General features: G+C 73.8%; 2 protein-coding genes. Both read right to left on the bottom strand.

From position 1 onward, the window contains the following. The coding region (locus tag ER13_RS16485) for a surface-adhesin E family protein (RefSeq protein ID WP_035311048.1) at positions 1 to 289 on the bottom strand (289 nt) is incomplete at its 3' end. Next, complete coding sequence (locus ER13_RS16480; protein WP_008263665.1) at positions 286 to 3,723, bottom strand: AAA family ATPase; 3,438 nt, start codon at positions 3,721 to 3,723, stop codon at positions 286 to 288. The genes ER13_RS16485 and ER13_RS16480, both read right to left, overlap by 4 nt. Positions 3,724 to 3,903: the final 180 nt, after the last annotated feature.

The raw sequence follows: 3,903 nt of genomic DNA, 5'->3' as shown, positions 1-3,903 counted from the left end.
GTGGGGGTTTCGCCGGCCCTTCGGTTCTGTCGGCTTTAAAGGCCGCGAAGCGGAGCCGGTCCGCCGTGCCGGCGCGGCAATCGAAGGCCCAGCGCGACCAGCCGCCGACATAGGTCACGTCCCCGACCTTGAACCCGGCCTCCGTGACCTGAAGCTCGCGCATATGGGCCACGTCGCCCGTGCGTTCGATGGAGGCGACATCGGCATAGACGGCGAAACGGCCGACGCCGGTCGGGACCAGTTCAGGATCTGCTCCAGTCAGCAGGAAGGCCAGCAGCAGGGGGATCATGCGACCAGTTTCTCCGCCTGGTGCAGGTCCACGCTGACCAGCTGGCTCATGCCGCGCTCGGGCATGGTGACGCCGTACAGGCGGTCCATGCGGCTCATGGTGACGGGGTTGTGGGTGATGACGATGAAGCGGGTGTCCGTGCGCGAGCGCATCTCGTGCAACATCTTGCAGAACCGGTCGACGTTGGCGTCGTCCAGCGGGGCGTCCACCTCGTCCAGCACGCAGACGGGGGCGGGGTTGGCCAGGAAGACGCCGAAGATCAGGGCGGCCGCCGTCAGGGCCTGTTCGCCGCCCGACATCAGGCTCATGACCGACAGCCGCTTGCCGGGCGGGCAGGCGTAGATCTCCAGGCCCGCCTCCAGCGGATCGTCGCTCTCGACCAGTTTCAGCTCGGCCTGGCCGCCGTCGAACAGGGCCTCGAACAGGGCCTTGAAATTGGCGTTGATGACGTCGAAGGCGGCGACCAGCCGTTCGCGGCCCTCGGCGTTCAGTTCGTCGATGCCGTCGCGCAGCTTGGCGATGGCCTGGGTCAGGTCGATCCGTTCCGACTTCATGCTGTTCAGTCGGTCGCCGTATTCGGTCGCCTCGTCCTCGGCCCGCAGGTTGACGGCGCCCAGGGCCTCGCGTTCGCGCTCCAGCCCGTACAGCAGGCTCTCGGCCCCGGCGGCGTCGGGCGGGCGGGCTACGGCCTCGTCGGTCAGCTTGCGGGCCAGGTCTTCCGGCGACATCTGGGCGGTTTCGCGGACGGTGGTCTCGGCCTCGGTCAGCTTCTCGGCCGCGGCCTCGGCGCGGGCGGCGAGACCGGCGCGGGCTTCGCGGGCCTGGGAGGCGGCGGCGTCGGCGGCGCGGGCGGCGCGATCAGCCTCGCTTGCAGCAGTCTCGGCCGTGGCCATGGCGTCGGACGAGGCCTGTTTGCGCTGTTCGGCGGCGGTCAGGGTGTCGAGCAGCCTGGTGCGCTGTTCCGCGAAACCCTGGGGCGCGACCTCGGCCTGTTTCAGCTGTGCGGAGGTTCGCTCGGCGTCCGTGGTCAGGGCGGCGACCCGGGCGCCGCTGTCCTTGGACCGGGCGATCCAGCCGTCGCGGGCGCGGGTCAGGCCGCCGAGGCGTTGTTCGCGGCCCTGGCGGTCGCGGGCCTCGGCGTCCCGGTCCGACCGGGCGGTCTGGGCGGCGATGCGGGCGGCGTCGGCGGCGGCGCGGGCGGCGGTCAGATCGTCCCGCAGGCCGGACAGGGTCTCGGACGGGGCCTCGACCGTCTGTGCGGCGGCCAGAGCGGCTTCGGCCTCGGCCACCTCGGCCGCCAGACGCGCCAGGGCCTCATCCAGAGCCTGGGCGCGGGCCTCGCGGCGGGTCTGGTCGCGGGTCAGGCTTTCGACGCGGTCGCGGGCGGCGGTCACGGCCTTGTCGAGGGCGAAGGGTTTGAGGCGGGCGGTCTTCACCGCCTCCTCGGCGGCGCGGAAGGCCTCGGCCGCCCCCTTCTGCTGGGCCTGGGCCTGTTCGAGCGCCGGCTTGCCCTTGTCGATCTCGGTTTCCAGCTCGGCCAGGCGGGTGCGCTGGGCCAGACGGACTGCGGCGGGGCGGGGCGCCTCGGCGCGGCTGACGAAACCGTCCCAGCGATAGAGGTCGCCCTCGGGCGTGGCCAGACGGGCGCCGACGGGCAGGGTGCGAGCGAGATAGGCCGCCTGGGCGCGAGGGGCGACGCCGCACAGAACCAGGCGGGCGGCCAACTGCTCGGGCGCCTGGACGTGGTCGGACAGGGGCTCCACCCCCGCGGGCCAGACCGGCGGGTGGGGATCGGCCCCGCCCCAGTAGGCGGCGGCGCGGGCGTCCAGGGCCGCGTCGAGGTCTTCGCCCAGGGCGGCGGCCAGGGCGGCCTCGTAGCCCCGGTCGGCGCGGACCTTGTCGAGGGCGGGGGGATGGTCGCGCTTGCCGCCGACCAGCAGCTGGGCCAGGCCGCGCGCCTCGGTCTGGAGCCGGCCCAACCGGTCCTCGGCGGCCCGGGCGGCGGTGCGGGCCTCTTGCTCGGCGCGGGCGAGGTCGCCGCGTTTGGCCTCAGCGGCCTCGACGGCTTCGCGGGCGGCGGACAGTTCGGTCTGGGCCGTCTCCAGCGCCTGACGGGCGGACTCCAGCTCGGGCGTTTCCAGCGGGCCCAGGGCGTCGCGTTCGCGCTGCGCCTGATCCCGCTGGGCGGCGACGCGGGTGAGGCGGGTCTCGGCGTCTCGGCGGCGGGCGGCCTCGGCATTGGCGCGGGCCTCGACGGCGGCGAGGGCGGCGGCCAGGCGTTCGACCTCGGCGTCGGCGGCCTTGCGGGCCTCTTCGGCGGCGGCCAGGGCCTTGTCGAGTTCGGGGCCGCGTTCGGGGGCGGCGGCGATCTCGGCCTGGAGCCGGGTCAGTTCCTGGTCCAGCCGGTCCAGTTCGCGCCGGGCGTCGGCGGCCATATTGGTCTCGCGCTCGGCGTCGGCGGCGATGCGGGCGGCCTCGGCCTTGAGACGGTCCACCTCGGCGCGGGCGGCCTGTTCGGCCATGTCGAGCCGGTCGCGCTCCAGGCTGGCTCGGTGCAGCAGGGCGGAGGCGACGGCGTCCTCCTCCCGCGCCGGCTTCAGCGCCTCTTGGGCGGCGAGGGCGGCGGTCTGGGCGGCGGCGGCGGCGGTCGTCGTTTCCGCCACCGCGCGGTCGGCGGCGCGCAGTTCCTCGGCGGCGGTCTCGGCCGCCAGTCTGGCGTCGTTCCAGCGGACGTAGAGGAGCGCCGACTGAAGGGCGCGGATTTCGGCGGAGATCTTCTTGTACTTCTCGGCCTGGCGGGCTTCGCGCCTCAGCCGGTTCAGCGCCGTCTCCAGCTCGCGGCCGATGTCGTCAAGGCGTTCGAGGTTGGTCTCGGCCGCCTTGAGCCGCAGTTCGGCCTCGTGGCGGCGGGTGTGCAGGCCGGCGACGCCGCCCGCCTCTTCCAGGATGCGGCGGCGGTTCTGGGGTTTGGCGGCGATCAGTTCCGAGATCTGGCCCTGGCGGACCAGGGCGGGGGAATTGGCGCCGGTCGAGGCGTCGGCGAACAGCAGCTGGACGTCGCGGGCGCGGACCTCCTTGCCGTTGATCCGGTAGGTCGAGCCCTGGCCCCGGTCGATGCGGCGCGACACCTCCAGCACCGGGCTGTCGGTGAAGGGCTGGGGGGCGCGGCGCTGGGCGTTGTCGATGGTCAGGCTGACTTCGGCGTGACTGCGCGGCGGGCGGCCGGCGGCGCCGGCGAAGATGACGTCGTCCATGCCCTGACCGCGCATGGCCTTGGCCGAGTTGGCGCCCATGACCCAGCGCAGGCTTTCAAGGACGTTGGACTTGCCGCAGCCGTTGGGGCCGACGACGCCGGTCAGGCCGGATTCGATGTGCACTTCCGCCGGATCGACGAACGACTTGAAGCCGACGAGCCGGAGGCGCTGGAACTGCATCGGTCCTGGCGGTTACCGGGGCAGCAGGGGATCCACGGCGGCCGACTGGGCCTCCAGCGGGTGGTCGGCGGCGGGCTTGCCATTGGCGAAGAAGCCGGGCGCGCCCGCCACGCAGGCTTCCGGCCCGCCTTCGGTCCGGGCCTGGAGCGCGGGGCCGGTCGCGGGGTCGCCCGAGGAGGT

This window comes from Brevundimonas sp. EAKA (assembly GCF_000698025.1).
Lineage (GTDB): Bacteria > Pseudomonadota > Alphaproteobacteria > Caulobacterales > Caulobacteraceae > Brevundimonas > Brevundimonas mediterranea_A.
This window is presented reverse-complemented; position numbering and strand designations above follow the sequence as displayed.

Bases quoted from the DNA above. Each gene is read 5' to 3' on its own strand.
- ER13_RS16480 (WP_008263665.1), bottom strand. From the start codon at position 3,723: ATGCAGTTCCAGCGCCTCCGGCTCGTCGGCTTCAAGTCGTTCGTCGAT.